The sequence below is a fragment of the Pseudomonas sp. AC255 genome (assembly GCF_979258175.1).
In genome coordinates this window covers 4221892-4247313 of record NZ_OZ409841.1, presented here as the reverse complement: position 1 = coordinate 4247313, position 25422 = coordinate 4221892, and the positions used below count along the sequence as shown (strand labels likewise).

Genomic DNA, 25422 nt, shown 5'->3' with positions numbered 1-25422 from the left:
GTGCTGATCGGTCTGCCGCCAGAATCGCGTGACGATGAAGCGCGTGGCGCGCGTGCGCATTTTCTTCAGGTGTTTCTGTCCCAGCGTGCGCAAATGGAGGCGCTGGTGAACCGCCGCGTCGGTTGTCGGGCGACGGCGGCGGATCTGGTCCAGGATCTGTTTTTGCGCTTCTGGCGTCGGCCGCTGGTCCAGGTCGAAGAACTCAGCACCTATCTGCTGCGCTGCGCCGGCAACATCGCCATCGATCATTTGCGCAGCGAAGGCACGCGCACGCGGGTCAACGAAGGCTGGCAGCCGGACGAACCCGACAGCCACGGCAGTGAGCCTCAGGCCGCGCTGGAAGCGGGCAACGATCTGCGCCATGTCGAAGCCGCGTTGCGCGCCTTGCCCGAGCGTACCCGGCAGATCTTTCTGCTCAATCGCATTCACGGGCGCAAGTACGCCGACATCGCCAAGGCCATGGGCCTGTCCCAAAGTGCCGTGGAAAAACATATGATGCGCGCCCTCGAGGCCTGCAAGGCCAGCCTGCGCGACCCCGCGCCACGCCTGCCAGGGAAAGCACCGTGAAGCCATCCGATCCGATCACACCGACGCCGGCCCAGGAGCAGGCCGCGCTGGCCTGGCTGAGCCTGTTGCACGACCGCCCGAGCACTGGCGATCAACTGACCTTCAGCCAATGGCTGCGCGCCGATCCGGCCCATGCCGAAGCGTATGCGCAGGCGCAGGTGATCTGGGAACTCAGCGAAAGCCCCGCGCGCACGCTGGCCGATGAAGATGCGTTCGCGCTGCAAGGTTATCTGCAGGCGATGGACGCCCCGCGTCGTTCCCCGATGTTGCGTTGGTCTGGAGCGCTGGCGCTGGCCGCGTGTCTGCTGCTGATGGTCAGCCTCGGCACCGGGTGGCAGGCGCAGCGCTGGCTCGACGATCTGCGCGCCGATCATGTCTCGGCACCTGGGGAAATCCGCACGGTGACTCTGGCCGATCAGTCGCAAGTGACACTGGATGCCGACAGTGCGATTGCTGTGGATTTCAGTCATGGCCAGCGCCGCGTGAAATTGATCAGAGGTGCTGCTTTCTTCAGCGTCACCCACACCGGCGACCCTTTTATGGTGGCGGCGGAGCAGGGCGAGGCGCGGGTGCTGGGCACCCAGTTCGAAGTGCGCCGGCAACCTCACGGCGCACAAGTGACGGTGTTGTCCGGGCGTGTCGCGGTGACGGCAGACGAGCATGCCCAACAGCAGATTCTCACGGCCGGCCAGCAAGTTGCCTACGCCGACGGCTCAGCGGAAAAACTGCATGGCGTGGACAGTGAAGCGCAACTGGCCTGGCGTCAGGGTTGGCTGACTTACTACAAGACCACGCTGGCCGATGTCGTCGAGGATCTGCGCCGCTATTACCCGGGGCGGATTGTGCTGCTCAACGATGAGCTGGCGGCGCGCAAGGTCAGCGGCAGCTTTCCGAGCAAGGATCCGCAGGCGGTGCTCAATTCGCTGCAAGGGGTGTTGGGGTTTGAGCAGCATCGGGTGTTGGGGCAACTGATTATTTTGCGCTGAGGCAGCAAAAGATCGCAGCCTTCGGCAGCTCCTACATTGGAATGCGTTCCCCTGTAGGAGCTGCCGAAGGCTGCGATCTTTTGATCTTCAAAATTATTTTCGATTTATGGTGAGGTAACCCCGAGCCCCATCCGTGTAGTGACTGAAACTGCGAGCCATTCGCATCCGTTGCGGTTCTACACAGGTCATTGAGCAATGAAGTCCAGGGCAAAATCCGGTTCGGTCAAACAGTGGTTAAGCGTGTCGGCGTTGAGTTTTTCATCATTGGCATTGCTGCCGATGAGTATCGCGCTGGCGGCAGAAGCGGTGAGCAATCAGGCGCAACAGCAATTCAATTTTGCCCTCGCCGCGAAACCGTTGCCGCAGGCCCTGAGCGACTTCAGCCGCGTGACCGGGCAAAGCGTGGTCTACACCGATGAAGCGCCGTACGACCTCAATGCTCCGGCAGTCAACGGCCAGATGAGCGCCGAACAGGCCCTGCAACGCCTGCTCGGCAATTCCGGCCTGAGCTTTCGCCGCACCGACAGTCATACCCTGGCGCTGGAGCCGATGCCGACCGAAGGGGCGCTTAATCTCGGCGCCACCACCATCACGTCTACGCGCGATGAGTCGCTGAGTTATCAGCCGCCCGAAACCAGTTCAGTGATGCGCTCATCGGCGTCGCTGCAAGAAATTCCACAGACGGTCAATGTCATCCCGGCGCAGGTCATTCGCGATCAGGCGCCGCGCAATCTCGATGACGCGCTGGCCAATGTCAGCGGCATCACCCAGGGCAACACCTTGGGCAGTACCCAGGACTCGGTGATGACTCGCGGCTTCGGCGACAACCGCAATGGCTCGATCATGCGCGACGGCATGCCGCTGGTGCAGGGCCGTGGCATGAACGCGACCGTGGATCGCGTCGAAGTGCTCAAAGGCCCGGCCTCGTTGCTCTATGGGATTCAGGACCCGGGTGGCGTGGTCAATCTGGTCAGCAAGAAGCCGGAACTGACCCAGTACAACGCCGTGACCGTGCGCGGTTCGAGCTACGGTGACGGCAAGAACGGCAGCGGTGGCGCATTTGACAGCACCGGTGCGCTGGGCGATTCCGGCTTCGCCTATCGCATGGTCGTCGATCATGAAGACGAAGATTACTGGCGCAACTTCGGCACCCACCGCGAGACGCTGATCGCACCGTCGCTGGCCTGGTACGGCGAGCGCACCAAGCTGTTGTTCGCCTACGAGCACCGCGAGTTTCTCACCCCTTCGACCGTGGCACGCTGATCGATCCGCGCACCAACCATCCGCTGGATATCTCGCGCAAACAGCGTCTCGATGAGCCGTTCAACGACATGGAAGGGCGCTCGGATCTGTACCATTTCGAAGCCGACCACGAACTCAACGACGACTGGAAAGCCCACTTCGGCTACAGCTGGAACCGCGAAACCTACGATGCCAGCCAAGTGCGCGTGACTGCGATCGACACCAACAAAGGCACACTGACCCGCAGCATGGACGGCACCCAGAATGCGATCAGCACCGATCGTTTCACCACCGCCAGCCTCGAAGGCAAGGTGAATGTACTGGGCATGCAGCATGATCTGGTGTTCGGCGTCGATGACGAGTACCGCAAGATCTACCGCGAAGATCTGATCCGGCAGAAAAGCCTGAGCACCTTCAGCTATCTCAATCCGGTCTATGGTCGCGAAGTGATGGGCACTACGGTGAGTGCGCCCGACAGCGCGCAGACCGATAAGCTGCGTAGCGATTCGCTGTTCCTGCAGGATTCGATTCACCTCAACGAGCAGTGGATTCTGGTCGCTGGCGGCCGTTTTCAGGAGTACGACCAGTACGCCGGCAAAGGCGTGCCGTTCAAGGCCAACACCGACAGTAATGGCCAGAAGTGGGTACCGCGCGCCGGTCTTGTGTATCGCTACACCGACGCGCTGTCGTTCTACGGCAGCTACACCGAATCCTTCAAACCCAACTCGACCATCGCCCCGCTGAGCGGCAGCAGCACCGTGCTCGACGGCAGCATTGCGCCGGAAGAAGCCAAGTCGTGGGAGCTGGGTGCGCGGCTGGATATGCCGGGCAGCATCACCGGCAATATCGCGTTGTTCGACATCAAGAAACGCAACGTGCTGGTGGCCAATTCCGAGGGGCCGACGACGATCTACAGCGCCGCTGGCGAGGTGCGTTCCCGTGGGCTGGAAGTCGACCTGAGCGGGCAACTCAGCGAGCGCTGGAACCTGATCGGCAGCTATGCCTACACCGATGCCGAAGTCACCGAAGACCCGGAATACAAAGGCAAACGCCTGCAAAACGTAGCGAAGAATTCCGGCTCGCTGTCGGCGGTGTATGACTTCGGCAATGTGTTTGGCGGCGATCAGTTGCGTGTCGGGGCGGGCGCGCGGTACGTCGGCGAGCGTGCCGGCAACGCGGTGAATGATTTTGACCTGCCGAGCTATACCGTGGCGGATGCGTTTGCCACTTACGACACCACGGTTGAGGGGCAGAAGGTCAAGTTTCAGTTGAACGTGAAGAACCTGTTTGATCGCACTTATTACACCTCGTCGGCGAGCCGCTTCTTTGTGTCGATGGGGGATTCGCGGCAGGTTTCGCTTTCCAGCACGCTGGAGTTTTGAGGCAAGATCAAAAGCCCCTCACCCTAGCCCTCTCCCGGAGGGAGAGGGGACTGACCGTGGGATATTCCAGAGGTACACCGACTTGAATGTGTTGCTTTGAATCCATAATCGATTCGGTGTTTCAGGTCGACGTACAGTGCAAGACAACTCGGTCGGCCCCCTCTCCCTCTGGGAGAGGGCTGGGGTGAGGGGAAAAGGGCTCAACGCAAAAACGCCTGCCGATACTCGCCCGGCGTCCCACCCAAAACCTGCCTGAACCGATTGGTAAAATGGCTCGCACTGGCAAACCCGCACGCCAGCGCAATCTCCCCCAATGGCAGCGCCGTCCCGCGCAACAATTCCCGCGCCCGGCTCAAGCGCCGCGCCAGCACATATTGATGCGGCGGCAGGCCGAAGCTCAGGCGAAACATCCGCGCAAAGTGATATTCCGACAGCGCACACAGCCCGGCCAGTTGCCCGAGGCTGATCGGCTCAGCCAACTGGTTGTCGATGAACTCCACCAGTTGTCGGCGCTGATGCGGTGCCAGCCCGCCCTTCAGGCGCAAGCCCTGACGCGCACCGACCTGGCTGAGCAAGGTGTGGCTGATCAATTCATGGGCGAGGCTGCTGGTCAGCAAGCGCTCGGCCGGCTCTTGCCAGTTCAGGTTCAGCAACTGCCGAAAGCGCTGCGCCTGCTGCGGATCTTCAAGAAAAGTCTGTTCGCGTAACTGCATCTCGCGCGGCTCCCGATCGAGCAAAGTCACGCAACCGAGGGCGAATTGTTCGGCGCTGAAATACAGGTGCGCCAGACGAATATCGCCATTGATCACCCAGCCCGATTCATGCTCGGCCGGCAGGATGCACAGCTTGTCCGGCCCGCCCTTGCGGCCCGGCTGGCCACGACGGAATGTGCCGGTGCCGCCGGCGACGTAGCACGAAAGCGTGTGATGACTTGGCGCTTCGTATTCCTGGGCATCGTGGTGGTTGGTCCACAAGGCCGCAGACATGCCGTCACCGAGCTCGGCGCTGTGCACCAGACGTGCATTCGGCGAGCGGTTGAGGGCTTGAAAGACTTGCAGGGTATCGATAGCGGCCATGTTCGGTTCTCTCCAACGCCTTGCATCCTACTCCGTAGACGCCGCCCTGCCAGCCTGCCGCCAGACAAAAGCGCAAGATTGTGCAAGCGCCGAATGATGGCCGGGGCAGACACTCAAGGCCTGTTTAAGGAGTGTTGGCCATGAACCTGTCGTTGTACCTGCTGACCGTGCTGATATGGGGCACCACCTGGATTGCCTTGAAATGGCAATTGGGTGTGGTCGAAATTCCGGTGTCGATTGTCTATCGCTTCGGCCTGGCTGCGTTGGTGTTGTTTGCCCTCTTGCTGCTCAGCCGGCGTCTGCAACCGATGAACCGCCGTGGGCATTTGATTTGTGTGGCTCAAGGGTTATGTCTGTTCTGCGTGAACTTCATGTGCTTTCTGACGGCCAGCCAGTGGATACCCAGCGGTCTGGTGGCGGTGGTGTTTTCTACGGCGACGTTGTGGAACGCGCTGAATGCGCGGGTGTTTTTCGGCCAGCGCATTGCCCGCAACGTGTTGCTGGGCGGTGCGTTGGGGCTGTCAGGTCTGGGGCTGTTGTTCTGGCCGGAACTGGCCGGGCATCAGGCCAGTCCGCAAACCCTGCTGGGGCTGGGTCTGGCGTTGTGTGGCACCTTGTGTTTTTCAGCGGGGAATATGCTCTCGAGTCTGCAACAGAAAGCGGGATTGCGACCGCTGACCACCAACGCCTGGGGCATGGCCTACGGCGCGGCGATGCTGACGGTGTGGTGTCTGTTCAACGGCATACCCTTCACCATGGACTGGTCGCCGCGATATGTCGGTGCGCTGTTGTATCTAGTGATTCCCGGCTCGGTGATCGGCTTCACTGCGTACCTGACGCTGGTCGGGCGCATGGGCCCGGAGCGGGCAGCTTACTGCACGGTGCTGTTCCCGGTGGTGGCCCTGAACGTGTCGGCGTTTGCCGAAGGTTATCAATGGACCGCACCGGCGCTCGTCGGGCTGTTGTTGGTGATGTTGGGCAACGTGCTGGTGTTTCGTAAACCGAAAGTGCTGTTGTCTGCGGCTCAAGGGAAGTTGGCTTGATAAAACGAGCGCTGATACTCAGCGCTCAACTTTTAAAGTGATGTAGATCATTACCGGGAAGATGAAGTCGACAATATGCCTTGCCCAGTCCTTGGCATTCCAGGATTGCGAAGTGTCCATGTCGAACCATTCGACACCTACAGTTTGCAGGCACACGTAATAAATGAAGATGGCGACCAATATACCCATGATCGAAAACTTCTTGGCTTCATGGAATGCCGCTGGCGATGCATCGATGTAGCGATACAACTGGTAAGTACCGATCAGGCAAAGTACGGTATAGGTGACTTCCATGGTGATGATGAACCAGTAGATCCGGTGATGGATCATCGGCGAATCAATGGCCCGATACATGATGTTTTCGCTGGCGTTGGTGGTGTCCATGCTCAGGATGTGTGCAACGTAAGTGTAGTTGGACTCATAGTCAGTGAAGTTATGGATCATCACCAGCAGGCCAAAGAAACTTATATAAGCCATCAAGATGACTTTGCTGTAACGAATGAGTTTGTCGGTGGTCAGGGTGTTCACGAGGTTGGCTCTCCATGGCAATTAATCAATAAGTTGATAAGTTGCGAGAGCTTATATTGCTGTTACTTGGTCTGGCGTTTTTGTTCGGTTGCAAGTTATGTAAGGTGAAGGCCGGCATAATGTTGCGCCGGCCCTTTTTTCAGCCGCGCCAGACTTGCGGGTTGACCAGATCCTGCGGCCGTTCGCCGAGCAGGGCGCTGCGCAGGTTGGCCAGGGCGCGGTTGGCCATGGCTTCGCGGGTCTCGGTGGTGGCCGAGCCGATGTGCGGCAGGGTCACGGCGTTTTTCAACTGGAACAGCGGCGATTCGGCCAGCGGTTCTTTTTCGTAGACGTCCAGCCCGGCGCCGCGGATGCGGTTGTTTTGCAGGGCTTCGATCAGTGCCGGTTCGTCGACCACCGGGCCGCGCGAGATGTTGACCAGAATAGCGCTCGGCTTCATCAGCGCCAGTTCGCGATGGCTGATCAGGTGGCGGGTCTTGTCGCTCAACGGCACTACCAGGCAGACAAAATCGGCTTCGGCCAGCAGTTCATCCAAGCTGCGGAACTGCGCGCCGAGCTCCTGTTCCAGTTCGGTCTTGCGGCTGTTGCCGCTGTAGATGATCGGCATGTTGAAGCCGAAGCGCCCGCGCCGGGCGACAGCGGCGCCGATGTTGCCCATGCCGACGATGCCGAGGGTCTTGCCGTGCACATCACTACCAAACAGCGGGGCGCCGACGCTGGCCTGCCATTGCCCGGCCTTGGTCCAGGCGTCGAGTTCGGCGACGCGGCGGGCGCTGCTCATGATCAGGGCGAAGGCGAGGTCGGCGGTGCTTTCGGTGAGCACGTCGGGGGTGTTGGTGAGCATGATCCCGCGTTCGTTGAAGTAGTCGAGGTCGTAGTTGTCGTAGCCGACCGAGACGCTCGAGACCACTTCGAGTTTTGTTGCGCTTTGCAGTTGTGCGCGGCCGAGTTTGCGGCCGACGCCGATGAGGCCGTGGGCGTGGGGCAGGGCTTCGTTGAACTGGGCGTTGATGTCACCGGTCTTGGGCTTGGGGACGATGACGTCGAATTCTTCTTGCAGGCGTTCGATCATGGGCGGGGTGATGCGGCTGAAGGCCAGGACTGTTTTTTTCATTGGGCTTGGGCTCGTCGGGGCTTGATTGCAAGCACGCTAACATTTTCTCGCTCGGGTTGTCTTGGCGGCCTCTGGGCCGGCCAGGTTCTTGGGGTTTTGGGTGAATATCCGTTTCTTCGGGTGTTGGTGATTACGGTTCCGCCCTTACGGCGGGTCACCTTTTTCAAACGCCAAAAAGGTAACCCAAAAGGCTTGCTCCTGCGTTCGGCCCTCGCAGGCTCGGGTTCCTTCGCTGCGGGATCGATCCGGGCGCAGCGGCTCCGGTTTGCTTCGCTGCACCTACACTCGCTGTGTACGACTGCGTCGTACGGTCGCTGCGCTCCCACGCCCGGATCAATCCCTCCGCTCAGCCTTCCGACGTCGCCGGTGGATCAAGATCAAGAGCACTCGAGCTTGCGCTCATTGTTGAGTGGGGCGGCTTCGCCGCGGGCAGCTGCGCTGCTTTGCCTTTGCTTTTGTGGGAGCGAGCCTGCTCGCGAAAGCGTCTCCACTGCCAACCCATCTCTGCCAGATTCACCCCGTCCCTGTGGGCGCTGGCTTGCCAGCGAAGGCGGCCTGACAGCCGACTCATATCTTGCTGATGTACACGATCCAGAATTGTGGGAGCGAGCCTGCTCGCGAAAGCGTCTCCACTGCCAACCCATCTCTGCCAGATTCACCCCGTCCCTGTGGGAGCTGGCTTGCCAGCGAAAGCGGCCTGACAGCCGACCTGTTTCTCACTGGTGCACGCATTCCAACTGTGGGAGCGAGCCTGCTCGCGAAAGCGTCTCCACTGCCAACCCATCTCTGCCAGATTCACCCCGTCCCTGTGGGAGCTGGCTTGCCAGCGAAGGCGGCCTGACAGCCAACTCCTATCTTGCTGATGTACACGATCCAGAATTGTGGGAGCGAGCCTGCTCGCGAAAGCGGTTTATCTGACACCTCGAATGTTGAATGTGCCGAAGCCCTCGCGGTCGGGCTCGCTCCCGGGAGGTCAGCTGCGTGACGGGAGCTGATGGATTTCGTAGTTATCCAGCACCCGGTTCACCGCCAGTTCCGCCAGCATGATCACCTGCTGGATGGCCAATATCGTGTGCCGTTGTGGGCTGTCGACGTGGGCGGCGATGTCGCTGCTCATGATGCTGGCCGAGGCGAGGGATTCGCAGGCGTGGGCCAGCAGGCTTTCGTTGTCCTGGTCCGGGGCGACCTGGAACATGGTGCTGGGTTTGTGGTTTTGCTGCGCGCTGGCGGACGGTTTGAGGTAGTGATCCAGCGCACGCTCGGCGGCGTCGTGGAGTTTTTTCGAGTCGGGGGATTGGTAGGGGGAGGTGCTTTCGGATTCGGGGGGATTGGGTGTGGGTTTGAACATGGCAAAGATCCTTTTGGATTTATGGAGCTGCCATTTTTCGTTTTCCAGGCGAAAGGGGTGGCAGCTGTACGCGGACTGGAAAAACCGGCAAAGGATCAAACCCGGCAGACCCGAAGGTCTCCCACGTACAGCCGCCATAACTGAATACCGGCGCTGAAAGAGCGCGGCATTATGTCATGCGCTGTGATCCTGCGGGTTTTCCAGACCCGGTCGCTGATTCGTCAGCAACCGCCAAATCCTAGCCAGCGCTCTTCCGACGGACAACCTGCAAACCTGTCGGAAACTTCCCCGTAAACACCGCGATGTAGGAGCTGCCGTAGGCTGCGATCCGTTGATTTTTAAACAGCAAGATCAAAAGATCGCAGCCTCGTTGCACTCGTCAGCTCATGCACGAAGTCAGCGGTGTTTAAAGTCAGGTGGCGACGCGCGCGCCAGCCAGACTCCCGCTCAACTCATACGCAACCAGTTCCGCCTGATGCGCCGCCAATATCTCCGGCAACGATCCGCGCAAGTACTCCACCCAGGTTTTGATCTTGGCATCCAGGTACTGCCGCGACGGGTAGATCGCGTAGAGGTTGAGTTCCTGCGAGCGGTAGTTCGGCATCACGCGCACCAGGGTGCCGTTGCGCAGGCCTTCGATGGCGGCGTAGACCGGCAGCACGCCGACGCCCATGCCGCTGGTGATGGCGGTTTTCATGGCGTCGGCGGAGTTCACCAGGAACGGCGAGCTGTTGATGGTGACCGTTTCCTGGCCGTCCGGGCCGTCGAAGGCCCATTTCTCCAGGGGGATCACCGGGCTGACCAGGCGCAGGCAGGCGTGGTTGAGCAGGTCGCAGGGTTTCTGTGCGGCGCCGTTGGCTTTCACGTACGCCGGCGAGGCGCAGACGATGCTGTAGGTGATGCCCAGGCGCTGCGAAACGAAGCCCGAGTCGGGCAGTTCGCTGGCCAGCACGATGGACACGTCGTAGCCCTCGTCGAGCAGGTCCGGCACGCGGTTGGCCAGGGTCAGGTCGAAGGTCACGTCGGGGTGGGTCTTGCGGTAGCGGGCGATGGCGTCGATGACGAAGTGCTGACCGATGCCGGTCATGGTGTGCACTTTCAGCTGGCCGGCCGGGCGCGCGTGGGCGTCGCTGGCTTCCGCTTCGGCTTCTTCGACGTAGGCGAGGATCTGTTCGCAGCGCAGCAGGTAGCGCTTGCCGGCCTCGGTCAGGGCGATGCGCCGGGTTGTGCGATTGAGCAGACGGGTTTGCAGATGGGCTTCGAGGTTGGAGACCGCGCGCGAGACGTTGGCGGTGGTGGTGTCCAGTTGCACGGCGGCGGCGGTGAAGCTGCCCGCTTCGGCAACACAACTGAAGGCGCGCATGTTTTGCAAAGTGTCCATGGGGTGCTCTCAAGGGAGATGGCAAATTGTGACACGAAGTTTCAGGGGCTGAGACCCCCGACCAAGGGATTATCTCGTTAACCGTAACAAAGATTCACAGAAATCCCAGCTTATCGCCGCAGAGGCAGCTCCATAGAATTGCGCCGATCCCTGCAGGAGCTGCCGAAGGCTGCGATCTTTTGATGTTGTCTTTAAAAAGATCAAAAGATCGCAGCCTTCGGCAGCTCCTTGTATCTCGACTAACGCTCCGTCAGGAGCGATAGTTCTCGACTGATCATCGAGGGAGGGACTTGGAAGCCGCGCAGCTCCTTAGGCTTTTTGCCTGTGACGTAGATCGTGCTCCAGCCCTCCACACTCACTCGTACAGTTCGCACGGTATCTTGGGCCCGCCTGCGGCGAGAGCCCGCATTCGCAAGGTTGGACAGAGTGACGTGATGATCGCAACAGGGAACAAGTGGAGAAACGATCATGTCCGGTTTCGTTGGCGTCGACATCGCAAAGAACACCTTTGATATCGCTACACACCAGCCCAACGGCAAGCACAAAACCAAGGCCAAGCTGGCCAACGATCCAAAGGGCTTTAAAGAGTTTGAGGCGTGGCTAGAAAAAAACGCCGAGCGTTCGGCCCTGATCGTGATGGAAGCCACCAGCGTCTACCACTTGGAGCTCGCGGAATTCGTTTACAACAAAGGCTTCCGGGTCTGCGTCGTGAACCCGGCTACGACCAAAGCGTACGCTGACAGCGAACTGCGCCGCATCAAGACCGATAAAAGCGATGCCAAACTGATCGCCGACTTTGCCCGGGAAAAGGATCAAAAACTTCACCCATGGGCGCCTGAGCCGCTGAAATACCGCCAGTTAAAAGCAATGGTGCGCCGCCTGGATGACCTTCAGGAAATGGAACAAATGGAGCTTAATCGTCTGGACGTTTCCGACGAAAAGGTCAAAGACTCGATCAACTCCGTTCTGCGCCATATCGAAAAAGAGATCGTAGAAACGCATAAGGCGATCAAAAAACACATCGATGACGACCCGGATATGCGTCAGATGCGGGATCTCATCGTAACCATCGACGGCATCGGACAAAAAACGCTTGAACGATTGCTCGCCGAACTGGGTGACCTGCGCAAATACAGTGATCCTCGCCAACTGGTCGCTGCCGCAGGGCTCAATCCAAAGCTGCAGGAATCAGGAAAGCTCAAAGGTCACACCCTGATCTCAAGAGTAGGGTCAGCACGGCTGCGTGCAGGCCTTTACATGCCTGGCATGGTGGCGCTGAAACACAATAAGGCGATCAAGGCGATGAAAGAACGCCTGGAAGCCAATGGCAAGGCCCCCAAGCAGATCATCTGCGCAGCAATGCGCAAGCTGCTGCACTTCATTTACGGAGTGCTCAAGTCAGGACTGCCATATGACCCGAAACTTGCGCTTGCCCGGTGAGGCTCAAGACGGTATCTACACAAGTCCCTCGATTGATCCCTTTCTCAGGAATTCGCAGCTGTGCCGCGTCGCATCAACAGAGCGCTTTTGCCGCTCAGTGTTCTGGCTTTAACCCTGGCTCTCGGCGGCTGCATCTCTACCCAAGGCATTGCCCCTCACGGCGAGGCACTCGCGGCCGATTCACTGGCCACCGACGCGGCCATTGCCGAGGCCGCCAAAGACGCCCACTGGCCCAGCGCCCAATGGTGGCAGGCGTTTGGTGATGCGCAACTTAATCGCTGGATCGACCTCGCCGTGCAAGGCAGCCCGAGCATGGCCATGGCCGCTGCGCGGGTGCGTCAGGCCAAGGCCATGGCCGGTGTTGCCGAAGCGGCCGAGGCGTTGCAGATCAATGGCGAGTCGACCCTCAAGCGACACAACTGGCCGACCGATCAGTTCTACGGCCCCGGCGAACTGGCCAATACCACCACATGGGACAACAACGCCGCGCTCGGCTTCAGCTACGCCCTCGACATCTGGGGCCGCGAGCGCAATGCCAGTGAACGCGCGGTGGATCTGGCCCATGTGAGCGTGGCCGAGGCGCGACTGGCGCAGCTGGAACTGCAGAGCAATCTGGTCCGCGCCTACATCGAGTTGTCGCTGCATTACGCCCAGCGCGACATCGTCGCCGCAATGCTCAGGCAGCAACAGCAGATTCTCGATCTGGCGCAGAAGCGTTTGAGCGGTGGCATCGGCACGCATTTCGAAGTCAGCCAGGCCGAAACGCCGCTGCCCGAAACCCATCGCCAACTCGATGCGCTGGACGAGGAAATCGCCCTTAGCCGCAACCAGATTGCAGCGCTGGCCGGTAAAGGCCCGGGCGCTGCTGCGCAACTGCAGCGGCCGACGCTGTCCCTCGCTGCGCCGTTGCAATTGCCCTCGGCATTGCCTGCCGAACTGCTCGGGCAGCGTCCGGACGTGGTCGCCAGTCGCTGGCAAGTGGCGGCGCAGGCGCGTGGCATTGATGTTGCCCACGGCGGTTTCTACCCCAACGTAGATCTGGTCGGCAGCCTCGGCTACATGGCCACGGGCGGCGGCGCGCTGGAGTTTCTGACCGGCAAGAAACTCAACTACAACGTCGGCCCGGCGATCTCGTTGCCGATCTTCGACGGCGGTCGACTGCGTGGCGAATTGGGCGAAGCGGCGGCCGGTTATGACATCGCCGTGGCGCACTACAACCAGACCCTGATCAACGCGCTGAAGAACATTTCCGATCAGTTGATCCGCCGCGAGTCGATGGACAAGCAGCAGGACTTCGCTGCCGAGTCCGTTGCCGCAGCTCAGAAGACCTACGACATCGCGATGATCGCCTATCAACGCGGCCTCACCGATTACCTCAATGTGCTGAATGCGCAGACCTTGCTGTTCAAGCAACAGCAGGTTCAGCAGCAAGTGCAGGCCGCGCGATTGAGTGCGCATGCTGAGCTGGTGACTGCCTTGGGGGAGGCCTCGGTGCGGGTAATGACGTGCCGACAGCCGAGCAGACCCAGGCCCCGAAAACCCCGGCGCTCCTGCGTTGAACACAGCATCCATTGTGGGAGCGAGCCTGCTCGCGAAGAGGGCGTATCAGTCAATGAACATGTTGCCTGAGACTGCGCTTTCGCGAGCAGGCTCGCTCCCACAGGTTTCGAGTCCGCATTGCATGCCTGAGTATTTTCAATGACCTCCTTGCCCGCCCCCTGCGCTGGCTCCACTCCCTGGAATGGCGTCGCGGTTTTTTCGACTGGGCACGCAGCGATGGCGTGACCTGGGTGTATATCTTCAAGGTGTTGCTCGCCGCGTTTCTCACGCTATGGCTGGCGATGCGTCTGGAACTACCGCAACCGCGTACGGCGATGATCACGGTGTTTATCGTCATGCAGCCGCAGAGCGGCCAGGTGTTCGCCAAGAGTTTCTATCGCTTGCTCGGCACGCTGGCCGGGTCGGCGATGATGGTCACGCTGATCGCTTTGTTCGCGCAGAACACGGAGCTGTTTCTCGGCTCGCTGGCGATCTGGGTCGGCATCTGCTCGGCCGGTGCCGCGCGTTGCCGCAACTTTCGCGCGTATGGTTTTGTCCTTGCCGGTTACACCGCAGCGATGGTCGGTCTGCCGGCGCTGGCGCACCCGGACGGCGCCTTTATGGCGGCGGTGTGGCGGGTGCTGGAGATCTCGCTGGGCATTCTCTGTTCGACGCTGATCAGCGCGGCGATCCTGCCGCAGACCGCCAGTGCGGCGATGCGCAACGCCTTGTATCAGCGCTTCGGTGTGTTCGCGCTCTTCGTCACCGACGGCTTGCGCGGGCGCAGCAAAGCCGAGGCGTTCGAAGCCAGCAACGTGCGCTTCATTGCTGAAGCCGTCGGCCTGGAAGGGCTGCGCAGCGTGACCGTGTTCGAAGACCCGCACATGCGCCGGCGCAACGGTCGTCTGAGTCGTTTGAACAGCGAGTTCATGGGCATCACCACGCGCTTCAACGCCTTGCATCAATTGCTTGAACGCCTGCACGGCAATGGCGAAGAGCACGTCGTGGCAGCGATCAAACCGGGCTTGCAGGACCTCGCCGAAGTGCTCGACGGCTTCAGCGGTCGCGCGCTGACCAGCCCGGATGCGGCACGTTTGGCGACCGCGTTGGCCACCTACAAGGAAGGTCTGCCGGCTCGTGTCCGAGCGTTGCGCGGAATCTTTCAGGACACTGCTCCGAGCGAGGCCGAACAACTGGATTTTCACACCGCCTATGAATTGCTCTACCGCTTCGTCGATGACCTGCACAGCTATGCGCAGACCCACGCGTCGCTGGGCGAGCATCGTCACGAACGCGAACGCTGGGACGAGCCGTTCACCCCGCAAACCAACTGGTGGGCGGCGGCCGCTTCGGGGATCCGCGCCTCGTTCATTCTGCTTGTGCTGGGCAGTTACTGGGTCGCCACCGCGTGGCCGAGCGGGGCGACCATGACCCTGATCGCCGCCGCCACTATCGGTTTGTCTGCGGCTACACCGAACCCGAAACGCATGGCTTTTCAGATGGCCTGCGGGACTTTTCTCGGCGCACTGATCGGCTTCGTCGAGATGTTTTTCATCTTCCCGTGGATCGACGGTTTTCCCTTGCTCTGCGTGATGCTCGCGCCGGTGATCGTGCTCGGTTCGTTCCTCGCCTCGCGGCCGCAATACGCCGGGGTCGGACTGGGCCTGCTGATTTTTTTCAGCACCGGTTCAGTGCCGGACAATCTCACGATCTACAACCCCTACACCTTCATCAACGACTACATCGCCATGGTCATGGGCATGCTCGTGTGTGCTGCGGCGGGGGCGATTATTCTGCCGCCGAACAGTCGCTGGCTGTGGCAGCGCCTGGAGCAGGATCTGCGCGGGCAAGTGGTCTATGCGATCAGTGGAAAACTCAAAGGCCTGGCCTCGAGTTTCGAGAGCCGCACCCGCGATCTGCTGCACCAGGCGTACGGCCTCGCGACGGGGCAACCGAAGGTACAAAAGAGTCTGCTGCGCTGGATGTTTGTAGTGCTGGAAGTCGGCCACGCGATCATCGAATTGCGCAAGGAGCAGGCGATCCTGCCGGTGCACCCGGCGTATGCCGAATCGCAGCCGTGGCGTCAGGCAATCCGCGTGATGGGGCGTGCGTTGGTGCGGCTGTTCTTGCAGCCGAACGCAAGCAATCTCGAACGCGCACTGGTCGCGGTCGATCACGCCATCAGCCGCGTCGCCGCCACCGATGAGCCGTTCGCGCCGCACTTCGATACCTCCGCGTTGCGCCGGGTGAAAAGCTATCTGCACTTTATTCGCACCTCGTTGCTCGACCCGCAATCACCCCTGGCCGAATTCGCTCCCGCCAGGCCCGAAGGACTTGCCCATGCCTCGTGAAATCGCCTTCCACGGCGTGTACATGCCGACCATGACCCTGATGTTTTTCATTGCTGCGGGATTGGCCTGGGCAGTTGACCGCTTCCTCTCGGGGTTCGACCTGTACCGCTTTTTCTGGCACCCGGCGCTGCTGCGCCTGAGCCTGTTTACCTGTCTGTTCGGTGCCATGGCGCTGACTGTCTACCGTTGAGAACATCTTGATGAAAAAGTTTTTCAGCCTGCTCGCGACCCTGCTGGTGCTGGCCCTGGCGCTGTGGATTGGCCGCACGTTGTGGGAGCACTACATGAACACGCCGTGGACCCGCGATGGCCGCGTTCGCGCCGACATCATCAACGTTGCCGCCGACGTCACCGGTGAAGTAGTCGAAGTGCCGGTGCGTGACAACCAACTGGTGAAAAAGGGCGATCTGCTGATGCGCATCGACCCCGAGCACTACCGCATTGCGGTCAAGCAGGCGCAGTCACTGGTCGCTTCGCGCAAGTCGACCTGGGAAATGCGCAAGGTCAACGCCCATCGCCGCGCCGACCTCGACAATCTGGTGATCTCCAAGGAAAACCGCGACGACGCCAGCAACATCGCCGACGCCGCGCTGGCCGATTACCAACACGCCCAGGCGCAACTGGAAGCCGCCGAACTCAACCTCAAACGCACCGAAGTGCGTGCGGCGGTGGACGGTTACGTGACCAACCTCAATGTGCATCGCGGCGATTACGCACGTATCGGCGAGGCGAAGATGGCCGTGGTCGACATGAATTCATTTTGGGTTTACGGCTTTTTCGAAGAAACCAAGTTGCCGCACGTCAAAATCGGTGACCGAGCCGACATGCAATTGATGAGCGGCGAAGTGCTCAAGGGTCATGTCGAAAGCATTTCGCGCGGGATCTACGACCGCGACAACCCGGAAAGCCGCGAACTGATTGCCGACGTGAACCCGACGTTCAACTGGGTGCGGCTGGCGCAGCGCGTGCCGGTGCGGATTCATATTGATGAGGTGCCAGAGGGCGTTTTACTGGCGGCGGGGATTACTTGCACGGTAGTGGTGAAGCAGGACCTGGCAGGCAATTGATCGACCGCGTCGCCCCTGACCAGGGCGACGCGGTGATGCTTCCAGCTACTGGGAAATGTTGTAGCGATACAGACAACCCAGAGGGTTTTCTGGATTGATGTTGAGGGCAACAATCAATTTGCTTGGGGCCTGCTGAAATGAAACTTCGACAGCCTCTATAAAATCACACCGACATCGATAGAGGACCTGAGGCCGTTCTATTGGTGATGTGGCTTCTTTTATAATTTGGTAAATCAGACTCGATAATGACGAAATAGAATACCAGCGTCGCCGCCTAATCCAGTGGCGTTAAAACTACACAGTAACCGGTCGGATGAATAGGGCAGGAGTGCGGCAGCCGATCCTGACACGAATCCCTCTACAACGCCTTCTGTGCCAAAAGCTGTATTAAGCTTGCCATCAAGTTTGAATAAGGCGAGTGTAAGGTCCCCCCTCCTGCTACATAAATGTCATCCTTTTGGGTGACAACGGCATCCCAGCCCCCGGTATGGGTTGGGCTAACGGCACCCTCTAGCGCGTTCCCATCGTTAAATTCGATATCGTTCTTGCCTAGATGGTCAAAACCAACTAGTAATCCGATAGCCTTACGCCCGGGGAAATTGCCGATGCTACCTGCAGCCAGGAACTTACCGGGTCTGCGCGCAGTGACGGCTCTTAGTTCGACTCCATGGCCTTCCTCGGTGAATAGCCGGAAACCAGGGATAGCCGGGTCGCTTCCAAAAAGCGGGTTGAACGAGCCAGTGGAATTCAACATGACTAGTAACCCGATATTGAACTCTGACGTTTTTGGGCGTGCGTAGCCTGATACCAGAATATTGCCGTTCTCGAGGATACACACATCTGTCAAATCGAGGGTTGCAGCATCAGGTAGTTGTATATCAACGATTCCATTGGAGCCGAAGGATGTAACAGGTTTGCCACTGGCATCAAACTTCATCAGGTAACCTGTCCGGTTCCGAGATGGTCCGGTTGCCCCAGCTGTTCCGATAAGTAAACTGCCGTCTTCCAGTGTTCGGATGAAATGATGATTTGAATGGAAAACGCGATCATCGACTATGTTTTTTATGATGATCTGCCCGTTAGTTCCGAAATCCTTGTTTCGCTTGCCTGTCTTGTCGATGCACAGGATCGCAATTTGACCATCTAGAGAAATTGGCGATTTCGATATTCCGAACATATAAATGCGCTCATCCTTCAACGCAAAGCTACCACCCCACGCGGGCAAGTCTGGAGCAAAGAGTTCTGTGAGAAAACCTTCACTGCCAAAGCTTTTATCTACATGTCCGAAAGAATCCAGTTTTGCGATAGAGAAGTATGGACCGTTAGTGAGTACCACTGAGGACGAAACCAACGTATTTTCATCGGGAAGTATCAATATTCCTGAGACCGCAAGGTCTGGAAAAATATGAGCTGTAACTACATCTTTTATATGCAGTTGGCCATTGTTTAACGGCCCCCAGGTTTCATCAGGACTACCCGGTGCATTGGTCCGATTTTCATTTCCCATTGTCTATTACCTTTATCCGCTGATTGCCGGACGTGAGATGGAAATAGTTCGTAGGACAGCCCGACTGAACTCTCTACATCGACGACTCTATGCCGATGAGAACCTGACCGTAACTGTCAACTCTAACAGTTGACAGATGTGAGTGGCGGGTCTAGCAGGGCTTGGGATAGCCGAAAGTTTCGGACGGGCTCGGAACATTGGATGGAAGAGAATTTAAAGCTGCCCATGCAACCCGAACCGCTTCATCAACGTCGATTCCAGCAAACCCTTCGGCAACAACACCGCCAACAACGGCAACGCCCGGCTGCCGTTGCCGATGCGAACCAGCCGTGGCGGCTTGCTCTGCCGCACCGCTTTCAACAGCTCAGCCGCAAACTCACTGGCCGGTGTTGGCTTGTCCTGCGATGCCTTGGCCCGTGCCCGAATGCCTTCACGCAGGGGAAACCACGGCGATTGCTCGTTGATCAACTGCTCGGCTTCATGTCCGGCATTCTTCGCAAAACTCGATTCAATCGCACCGGGCTGGACTTCCATCACACGGATGCCAAACGGTGCCAGCTCCATGCGCAATGCATCGCTAAGCGCATGCACCGCCGCTTTCGACGCGCAGTAGGCGCCGGCAAACGGTGTGACCAGCACACCCGACACACTGCCGATATTCACTACCAGCCCCTTGGCCGGACGTAGCAGCGGAAACAACGCGCGGGTGACGCCGACAATCGAAAATACGTTGGTTTCGAACTGGCGCTGCATCGCTTGTACGCCGCCGTCGAGCAGTGGCCCGATCGCGCCGTAACCGGCGTTGTTGATCAGTACATCGAGGCCGCCATGTTGCTGGCGGAGGCGCTCGGCGAGTTGTTCCAGCGCGGCGCCATCGTTGACGTCCAGCTCGATAGCGGTGAAACCGGCAGCGCTCAGCGCGCTGACATCTTCAGCCTTGCGCGCACTGGCCCAGACTTCGTAGCCGGCGGCTTTGAACGCGTCGGCAAGGGCGCGGCCGATGCCGCTGGAACAACCGGTAATCAACGCAACGGGCATGGCGCATTCCTTGTGCAAACAGTCGGGGGAGGGGATCAGTCGGAGAAACTACCTTGCAAATGCTCGGCGCGAAACTCCAGGGTTTGCGGACGATAGCCGGGGCGCAGCGGCGGCAGTGGCAAGCAGTCTTCCCAGGTTGCACCGGCCTGCAACTCGCCGGGGCCGCGATAGCGTGGGGCAGTGTATTGATTGTCGGCCAGGTTGACCGTATCGCCCGGCGCATAAGCGGCGATGCGCCAGCGCAGCTCGGTCAGCGGCACATTGTTGCCATTGTTCATTTTCAATTGCAGCGGACGGTCGGCCGGGCATTGCTCGGGAGCGTAGGCAATGCGCAGTTCCAGGCGCGCCAGTTGCTTGATCTCGCGGTTGTCCAGCCACACCACCCACATGGCCACGAAACCCAGGCCAATCGCAGCGGCTACCGAAACCGGCAAGGCCTTGGCCGGGTAGCGCAGCAGCAGGATCAACCAGGTAATGACCAGCAGGATGCCGATGAACATGCGTGAGCGCTCCGTGGGTGAGTGAGCCCCATCCTACCGAAGGCTTGGCGCAATGGGTATTCGGGACGAGTTTGCGCGCACCGTTGGTCGGGACTGTAATTTCTGACAGTAGGAATGCGGTTCCGCGCTTGCTCTCATGAGCCAAGGGCACACTGGGACGTTGACGCACTATGGGCATCCACAGCAATACGCCAACGCTTGCCGTGAACGATCCGCGCGGTTTGGCCATCCTCAACGTCAACTACTGGCGCGCCGATGCGGCGTTGGCAAGCGAGCCCCGGATCGAGCGGACGTTGCGCGACAACGCCGGCCGTGCAGTCAAACAATGGGATGCGCGATTGTGGGCGTTGCAGGCGAATGATCCACAAGCGCCCGCCAGCCTCACCACTGTCCATGCCTTGAACGATATCGCGCTGCGCTCGGACAGTACCGATGCGGGAGTCCAGGTCCAGTTGCCGGGTTTGGCCGGCCAGACGCTGTGCAACTGGGACAGCCGTGGCACATGCCGCGAAATTGCATACGATGACTTGTTGCGACCTGTCGCGGTGTTCGAGGAAGGCACCGGCGTACCTCGCCGTTGTTCCGAGCGCCTTGCCTATGGCCGCCCCGGCGCGGGCGATCCGCTGCGCAATCAGCTCGGTCAAGTGATTCGTCATGACGATCCCGGTGGCAGTGTTCTGTTCTCGCAGTTTGCGATCACCGGGCAGTGCAGTGAAAACATCCGTCACTTCACGCTTGAGCCGGTTGCCGCGGATTGGCCAGAGGCTATCGCCGATCGACAGAAGTTGCTCGAACCTCAAGGGGCAACCACACAATGGCGCTATGCCCCGCTGGGACCTGTGCTCGAACAGTTCGATGCCGGTGGCAATCGGCAGGCCTTCGCACTGACTCTCCACGGCCAGTTACGCGCAGTTGAAATACGGCTCAAACTTCAGACTCAGAACCATTCGGTCGTCAGTGATATTCGCTACAACGCTTACGGACAAGTCACTCATGAACTGGCAGGCAACGGCGTGCTGACTACGCTGAGCTACCGTCCCGAAGACGGCTGTCTGCTCACTCGCCATGCTCAGGACAATCTAGGCAATGTGCTGCAGCATCTGATCTACGCCTACGACCCGATGGGCAATGTAACGAGTATCGAAGACCAGGCATTGCCCGTGCGCTGGTTCGCCAACCAGCGCATCGAGCCGGTCAGTCGTTACCGCTATGACAGTCTTTATCAGTTGTCCCATGCCACTGGCTGGGAGGCCGGCGTTGCCGGTGGCGGGCCGACCGCTGTCGCCAACTACAGCCAGCGTTATCATTACGACGCCGGCGGCAATTTGCGCGGGCTGACTCACGTCGGCCAACAGAGTCCAGGTCATCAACTGCAGGCCGCACGCTACAGCAATCGGTGTTTGCCGTGGCACGACGGTAAGCCGCCCTCTGAAGCAGAGATCGCTGCAGCTTTCGATTCGCGGGGTAATTTGCTGTTGCTGGATCAGGGACGCCGGTTGCAGTGGAATCTGCGTTGCCAGCTGGACTCGGTCGTGGTCGTCTCACGCCGATCAGATGCCGATGATCGTGAAAGCTATCTCTACGACGGCGCCGGTCAGCGGGTATGCAAGACGCGTTCGTCACGGGCCTCTGCACGCAGTCTTCTTGCACAGGTGCGTTATCTGCCAGCGCTGGAATTACGCACCGATACCGGCACCGGTGAGAGCCTGCAGGTGATCATCGTGCGGACCGGACTCAATATCGTACGCGTCCTGCATTGGCAGAGCCCATCGCCGACCGGCGTCAATTATCTCTACCGATACAGTTTCAATGATCATCTGGGTTCAATCAGTCTTGAGCTGGACGCGGATGCGCAACTGATCAGCCGCGAGCATTTTTATCCATTCGGTGCAACGGCGTGGGCCGAAGAACCCGACGTCAGCTACAAGACCGCGCGGTATTCGGCAAAGGAACGTGACGCCACGGGACTTTACTATTACGGGTTTCGCTATTACGTCCCGTGGCTGCAACGCTGGCTGAACAGCGATCCTGGTGGAGCGATCGACGGCCATAATCGCTACCGCGCGCTGCGCAACAACCCAATGACTTACAGGGACAGCGACGGGCGCAAGCCCGACAAGCCCGACAAGCGTGCTGGCGACCGGGTGTATCACGATCTTGCCGACAAGAAACTGGTCAATCCCACGCAAGCCGCCGGCATGCAGCCCGTGCGCCGTTACTTCGAGAATGACCCAAATCCCGACGTCCAGGCCTACCGCCGCGAAATACCGGTAGCGCTGGCAGAGCTGGGAGCCCGGGACAACTCCGTGCTCAACACACATCAGGCACATGTTATCGCTGCCGCCCGGACGAACACGGCGTCGCCCTCCGGTGCTGTTCTTTATCACTCCGGCGAGCTGGTTTCATCAGCGATGAACAGAGTTGTGGGAGAGGAGGCTACCAGTCGGGTAATGGGTCCTTTGTCTGTCGCGTTCAACAGCCCCGTCGAAGATCCCAACGTATTGGCTGCAAGACGGGGAGCTGTAGCCACGGGCTTCAAGATCGGTGGGAAATTATTGATGCACGCCTCCAGTCCTGCCGTACAGCTGGTTGGAGCAGCGAGTATTGCCCTGGGCAACGTGATGGATATTTCAGAAGCGCAAACGCGTATTCAACACAGAGTTTTGACTACCCCCGTCCATGCGCCGTTGTCACCGCCTTCGAGTACACCCACATTAGGCTTTCAGTCGTTGAACCCAGCATCGTCTGCACGGCATCAAGCACGGCTTGCAGAACACGGTGAAACACCGAGCCCATGGGCGCAACAACTGCTGGTTGCCGGTTTTACAGCGCCGTTGCAGGGTGTTCATGCGATTGATGGCGCAACCGCCGAAGACAAGTGGATGAACAGACCTCGCCGAAACTCTGGCTTCGGCTAAACGAAAAAAGCCCCGCCCAGCCCGCTGCGGATAGGGAACGCAACGGGCTGGACGAGGGCTTCTCGTTTTAGCGATCGATTACTGCGCGATGGTTTTCACCGACACGCCGCGTTCGATCGGGGTGGAGCGGCCGTAGATATCTTCGAAACGCTCGATATCGTCTTCACCCAGGTACGAACCCGACTGCACTTCGATGATTTCCAGCGGAATCTTGCCCGGGTTGCGCAGGCGGTGCACCGAGGCGATCGGGATGTAGGTCGACTGGTTTTCGGTGAGCAGGAACACGTTCTCGTCGCAGGTCACTTCGGCGGTGCCGCTGACCACGATCCAGTGTTCGGCGCGGTGGTGGTGCATCTGCAGCGACAGGCACGCGCCCGGCTTGACCGAGATGTGCTTGACCTGGAAACGCCCGCCCATGTCCACCGAGTCGTACGAGCCCCACGGACGATAGACTTCGCAGTGGTTCTGGGTTTCGCTGCGGCCCTGGGCATTGAGGGTGTTGACCATCTGCTTGACGCCCTGGACCTTGTCCTTGTGGGCAATCATCATCGCGTCCTTGGTTTCGACCACGACGATGTTTTCCAGACCGATCACCGAGACCAGTTTGCCGTTGCCGTGGATCATGCAGTTCTTGCTGTCCTGGATGACCACATCGCCTTTGCTGACGTTGCCGTTGGCGTCTTTCTCGTTGACTTCCCACAGCGACGACCAGCAGCCGACATCGCTCCAGCCGGCGGTCAGCGGCACCACGCAGGCGCGCTGGGTTTTTTCCATCACCGAGTAGTCGATGGAGTTGTCCGGGCAGCAGGCGAAGGTGGCTTCGTCGAAGGTGATGGTGTCGGCGTCCTGCTGGCTGCGCTCAAGGGTCAGCAGGCAGGTGTCGTAGATGTCCGGATCGTGCTTTTTCAGTTCTTCGAGGAAGCGGCTGGCGCGGAACAGGAACATGCCGCTGTTCCAGTAGTAACCGCCGGATTCGACGTACTCGGTGGCGCGCTTCACATCCGGTTTTTCGACGAAGTGCGAGACGCGGCTGACGCCTTCGGGCAGCAGCGAATCAGCAGTGGATTTGATGTAGCCGTAGCCGGTTTCCGGTTTGGTTGCCGGCACGCCGAACAGCACCATTTCGCCGTTTTCCGCAGCGACGGTGGCCAGGGCCAGCGCACGTTGCAGGGCTTTCTGGTCTTCCAGCACGTGGTCGGCCGGCAGCACCAGCATCAGTTCGTCACGACCTTCATTGACCAGCATCATCGCGGTCAATGCTACGGCCGGCGACGTGTTGCGGCCGAACGGTTCCATCAGGATGCGCTGGCATTCCAGATTGCGCGCGGCCAGTTGCTCGTTGACGATGAAACGGTGCTCTTTGTTGCAGACCACGATTGGCGTGTCCATGCCCTCGAACACCAGGCGCTCGAGGGTTTGCTGGAACAGCGTGTGTTCGCCGGTCAGGGCGAGGAATTGCTTGGGGAATTGCTTGCGCGAAAGAGGCCACAGACGCGAACCGCTACCACCTGACAAGATCACCGGAATCATAGTGTTTACTCCATAAAATCAATTTGGTTAGAGCAACGAACGTTGTGTCGTTTCACTCTTGTTTTTGTCTCGTGTCCGAAGACGCCGCATCCCTTGTAGGAGCTGCCGAAGGCTGCGATCTGTTGATCTTGATCTTCAAAATCAAAAGATCGCAGCCTCGTTTCACTCGACAGCTCCTACAGGGATCAGCGTCTCTGCGGGAAATTGGTTAGCGAGTCGACACCGGGCGTTTCACCCAGACTGGCGACAGGTTGCTGCCGTTGCCGGTGACGTACAGCACGGCTGCCTCACCACGCTCCAGGGCGACCGGTTTCACGTCGCCGACTTTCTTGTCGCCTTCGTACAGCGCCAGGCTGACTTTCACCGGGTTGATTTCACGTTCGCCACGGCCCTTGGCTGCCACGTTCGGCACCACTTCGGTCTTGCCGTCGGCGGTTTTCAGGGTCAGCGATTTGTCGCTGAGGTTCTGTACACGCACCAGGGATTTCTGCTTGTTCTTGAATGGCGGCTCTTCGATCAGTTGTGGCGCGCCGGAAGCGTTGTTGACCAGGGTGTAGTAGTGGTCGCCGGCGAGTTTGACCGGCAGGGTCTGGCTGCCGACCTTGGCGCTGTAATCGCCGCCCGGCATGAAGCTGAAGTCGCTGCTGGCCAGTGGCGCGATGTCGCTCAGGTTGGTGCTGCCGACAGTCGCGCTGACTTCAGCGTTGCTGGCGTTGTAGACACGCACGAAGGTCGAGCCTTTCGGTGCGGTCGGGCCGTACAGCGCGGCGTCGCCGCCGGCGAAGGCTGGGACGGAAAGTACGCTGAGGCCAGCAACCAGTGCGAAGCTTTTAGCGAGACGACGAGGAGTAGTAGTGAAAGTCAT

18 protein-coding genes and 2 pseudogenes are annotated in these 25422 nt (G+C 59.6%); 10 read left to right on the top strand and 10 right to left on the bottom strand.

Translation table 11 applies throughout. From position 1 onward, the window contains the following. The 3 genes and pseudogenes from ACZZ0K_RS19305 (at nt 1) to ACZZ0K_RS19295 (ending at nt 4177) form a co-directional block, all read left to right on the top strand. Nucleotides 1–567, top strand: coding sequence for an RNA polymerase sigma factor (locus tag ACZZ0K_RS19305; protein WP_071174434.1), 567 nt, complete (start codon nt 1–3; stop codon nt 565–567). Then, nucleotides 564–1553, top strand: a complete 990-nt coding sequence (locus ACZZ0K_RS19300; RefSeq protein WP_258707620.1) for a FecR family protein — start codon at nt 564–566, stop codon at nt 1551–1553. The genes ACZZ0K_RS19305 and ACZZ0K_RS19300 overlap by 4 nt, the downstream gene beginning before the upstream one ends. Before the next feature lie 195 nt (nt 1554–1748). Beyond that, nucleotides 1749–4177 (top strand): annotated as a pseudogene (locus ACZZ0K_RS19295) (TonB-dependent siderophore receptor). A gap of 200 nt (nt 4178–4377) precedes the next feature. Here the strand turns inward: ACZZ0K_RS19295 and ACZZ0K_RS19290 are convergent. Next, nucleotides 4378–5253, bottom strand: a complete 876-nt coding sequence (locus ACZZ0K_RS19290; RefSeq protein WP_041479677.1) for a helix-turn-helix domain-containing protein — start codon at nt 5251–5253, stop codon at nt 4378–4380. 140 nt (nt 5254–5393) lie between these two features. On the opposite strand from ACZZ0K_RS19290, the gene ACZZ0K_RS19285 reads away from it, so the two are divergent. Further along, nucleotides 5394–6296, top strand: coding sequence for a DMT family transporter (locus ACZZ0K_RS19285; protein WP_258707622.1), 903 nt, complete (start codon nt 5394–5396; stop codon nt 6294–6296). An 18-nt stretch (nt 6297–6314) separates the two neighbouring features. On the opposite strand, the gene ACZZ0K_RS19280 is transcribed toward ACZZ0K_RS19285, so the two are convergent. From ACZZ0K_RS19280 to ACZZ0K_RS19265, 4 genes are all read right to left on the bottom strand, one after another. Further along, nucleotides 6315–6824 carry a DUF2165 domain-containing protein gene (locus ACZZ0K_RS19280; RefSeq protein ID WP_073473697.1) on the bottom strand — a complete coding sequence of 170 codons (510 nt, stop codon included), beginning with the start codon at nt 6822–6824 and terminating at the stop codon, nt 6315–6317. A gap of 139 nt (nt 6825–6963) precedes the next feature. Continuing rightward, a complete protein-coding gene (locus ACZZ0K_RS19275; protein ID WP_258707623.1) occupies nt 6964–7938 on the bottom strand; it encodes a 2-hydroxyacid dehydrogenase in 975 nt (324 codons plus the stop codon). Nucleotides 7939–8911: 973 nt separating this feature from the next. Further along, the gene (locus ACZZ0K_RS19270; RefSeq protein ID WP_258707624.1) at nt 8912–9286 is read right to left on the bottom strand and encodes a DUF6124 family protein; all 375 of its coding nucleotides are present in this window, start codon (nt 9284–9286) and stop codon (nt 8912–8914) included. A 412-nt stretch (nt 9287–9698) separates the two neighbouring features. Beyond that, nucleotides 9699–10667 carry a LysR family transcriptional regulator gene (locus tag ACZZ0K_RS19265; RefSeq protein WP_258707625.1) on the bottom strand — a complete coding sequence of 323 codons (969 nt, stop codon included), beginning with the start codon at nt 10665–10667 and terminating at the stop codon, nt 9699–9701. Between the two features lie 468 nt (nt 10668–11135). On the opposite strand from ACZZ0K_RS19265, the gene ACZZ0K_RS19260 reads away from it, so the two are divergent. The 5 genes and pseudogenes from ACZZ0K_RS19260 (at nt 11136) to ACZZ0K_RS19240 (ending at nt 17064) form a co-directional block, all read left to right on the top strand. Then, the gene (locus ACZZ0K_RS19260; RefSeq protein ID WP_252867835.1) at nt 11136–12107 is read left to right on the top strand and encodes an IS110 family RNA-guided transposase; all 972 of its coding nucleotides are present in this window, start codon (nt 11136–11138) and stop codon (nt 12105–12107) included. Nucleotides 12108–12167: 60 nt separating this feature from the next. Continuing rightward, a pseudogene (locus tag ACZZ0K_RS19255) lies at nt 12168–13666 on the top strand (efflux transporter outer membrane subunit). 132 nt (nt 13667–13798) lie between these two features. Then, nucleotides 13799–15997, top strand: coding sequence for an FUSC family protein (locus ACZZ0K_RS19250; RefSeq protein WP_463559790.1), 2199 nt, complete (start codon nt 13799–13801; stop codon nt 15995–15997). Then, nucleotides 15987–16187 carry a DUF1656 domain-containing protein gene (locus tag ACZZ0K_RS19245; protein WP_016771611.1) on the top strand — a complete coding sequence of 67 codons (201 nt, stop codon included), beginning with the start codon at nt 15987–15989 and terminating at the stop codon, nt 16185–16187. Before ACZZ0K_RS19250 ends, ACZZ0K_RS19245 begins: the two co-directional genes overlap by 11 nt. Before the next feature lie 10 nt (nt 16188–16197). Beyond that, nucleotides 16198–17064 carry an efflux RND transporter periplasmic adaptor subunit gene (locus ACZZ0K_RS19240; RefSeq protein ID WP_236168112.1) on the top strand — a complete coding sequence of 289 codons (867 nt, stop codon included), beginning with the start codon at nt 16198–16200 and terminating at the stop codon, nt 17062–17064. Between the two features lie 358 nt (nt 17065–17422). On the opposite strand, the gene ACZZ0K_RS19235 is transcribed toward ACZZ0K_RS19240, so the two are convergent. From ACZZ0K_RS19235 to ACZZ0K_RS19225, 3 genes are all read right to left on the bottom strand, one after another. After that, nucleotides 17423–18571: a hypothetical protein gene (locus ACZZ0K_RS19235; protein ID WP_463559266.1), complete on the bottom strand. Its 1149-nt coding sequence runs from the start codon at nt 18569–18571 to the stop codon at nt 17423–17425. Between the two features lie 213 nt (nt 18572–18784). Beyond that, a complete protein-coding gene (locus tag ACZZ0K_RS19230) occupies nt 18785–19609 on the bottom strand; it encodes an SDR family oxidoreductase (protein WP_463559265.1) in 825 nt (274 codons plus the stop codon). A gap of 35 nt (nt 19610–19644) precedes the next feature. Then, nucleotides 19645–20109, bottom strand: coding sequence for a hypothetical protein (locus tag ACZZ0K_RS19225; protein WP_056783040.1), 465 nt, complete (start codon nt 20107–20109; stop codon nt 19645–19647). Nucleotides 20110–20279: 170 nt separating this feature from the next. Between ACZZ0K_RS19225 and ACZZ0K_RS19220 the strand changes: the two genes are divergently transcribed. Further along, entirely contained in the window at nt 20280–23027 is a 2748-nt protein-coding gene (locus ACZZ0K_RS19220; protein WP_258707630.1) for an RHS repeat domain-containing protein, read from the top strand. Nucleotides 23028–23105: 78 nt separating this feature from the next. On the opposite strand, the gene ACZZ0K_RS19215 is transcribed toward ACZZ0K_RS19220, so the two are convergent. Together ACZZ0K_RS19215 and ACZZ0K_RS19210 are read right to left on the bottom strand one after the other, a co-directional pair. Continuing rightward, nucleotides 23106–24557, bottom strand: coding sequence for a mannose-1-phosphate guanylyltransferase/mannose-6-phosphate isomerase (locus ACZZ0K_RS19215; protein WP_024011673.1), 1452 nt, complete (start codon nt 24555–24557; stop codon nt 23106–23108). 208 nt (nt 24558–24765) lie between these two features. Continuing rightward, nucleotides 24766–25422, bottom strand: a complete 657-nt coding sequence (locus tag ACZZ0K_RS19210; protein WP_095180418.1) for an alginate O-acetyltransferase AlgF — start codon at nt 25420–25422, stop codon at nt 24766–24768.

Bases quoted from the DNA above. Each gene is read 5' to 3' on its own strand.
- ACZZ0K_RS19290 (WP_041479677.1), bottom strand. From the start codon at position 5,253: ATGGCCGCTATCGATACCCTGCAAGTCTTTCAAGCCCTCAACCGCTCG.
- ACZZ0K_RS19285 (WP_258707622.1), top strand. From the start codon at position 5,394: ATGAACCTGTCGTTGTACCTGCTGACCGTGCTGATATGGGGCACCACC.
- ACZZ0K_RS19275 (WP_258707623.1), bottom strand. From the start codon at position 7,938: ATGAAAAAAACAGTCCTGGCCTTCAGCCGCATCACCCCGCCCATGATC.
- ACZZ0K_RS19270 (WP_258707624.1), bottom strand. From the start codon at position 9,286: ATGTTCAAACCCACACCCAATCCCCCCGAATCCGAAAGCACCTCCCCC.
- ACZZ0K_RS19265 (WP_258707625.1), bottom strand. From the start codon at position 10,667: ATGGACACTTTGCAAAACATGCGCGCCTTCAGTTGTGTTGCCGAAGCG.
- ACZZ0K_RS19260 (WP_252867835.1), top strand. From the start codon at position 11,136: ATGTCCGGTTTCGTTGGCGTCGACATCGCAAAGAACACCTTTGATATC.
- ACZZ0K_RS19245 (WP_016771611.1), top strand. From the start codon at position 15,987: ATGCCTCGTGAAATCGCCTTCCACGGCGTGTACATGCCGACCATGACC.
- ACZZ0K_RS19240 (WP_236168112.1), top strand. From the start codon at position 16,198: ATGAAAAAGTTTTTCAGCCTGCTCGCGACCCTGCTGGTGCTGGCCCTG.
- ACZZ0K_RS19235 (WP_463559266.1), bottom strand. From the start codon at position 18,571: ATGGGAAATGAAAATCGGACCAATGCACCGGGTAGTCCTGATGAAACC.
- ACZZ0K_RS19230 (WP_463559265.1), bottom strand. From the start codon at position 19,609: ATGCCCGTTGCGTTGATTACCGGTTGTTCCAGCGGCATCGGCCGCGCC.
- ACZZ0K_RS19225 (WP_056783040.1), bottom strand. From the start codon at position 20,109: ATGTTCATCGGCATCCTGCTGGTCATTACCTGGTTGATCCTGCTGCTG.
- ACZZ0K_RS19220 (WP_258707630.1), top strand. From the start codon at position 20,280: ATGGGCATCCACAGCAATACGCCAACGCTTGCCGTGAACGATCCGCGC.
- ACZZ0K_RS19215 (WP_024011673.1), bottom strand. From the start codon at position 24,557: ATGATTCCGGTGATCTTGTCAGGTGGTAGCGGTTCGCGTCTGTGGCCT.
- ACZZ0K_RS19210 (WP_095180418.1), bottom strand. From the start codon at position 25,422: ATGACTTTCACTACTACTCCTCGTCGTCTCGCTAAAAGCTTCGCACTG.